Genomic DNA, 262 nt, shown 5'->3' with positions numbered 1-262 from the left:
CCTGGAACATCTGCTGGGTTACCTGCCGGTGGTGGGCAAGGCGAAGATCGCCTTTGGCCGTATCAGTGAATTGTCCGAGCGTTTCTCGTCGCCCGAGCCGCACCTGCTGATGGACGACAGCGAGGCGCCCAAACCGATGGTCAACAGCCTGGAGCTGCGCAATGTGAGCTACAGCCCGCCGGCGGTCGAGGGTAGCGCGCCGTTCCACCTGGGGCCGATCAACCTGAGCATCAAGCAAGGCGATATCGTGTTTATCGTCGGC

Annotated in this window: 1 pseudogene; it reads left to right on the top strand. The window is 62.2% G+C overall.

Going from position 1 to position 262, the window contains the following annotated elements:
• Positions 1-262, top strand: a pseudogene (locus RAD04_RS38900) (cyclic peptide transporter); the annotation flags it as partial.

It is taken from the genome of Bradyrhizobium sp. 25ACV (assembly GCF_054863005.1).
The sequence above is the reverse complement of the archived record's forward strand: the minus strand, read 5'-3'. Positions and strand labels throughout refer to the sequence as shown.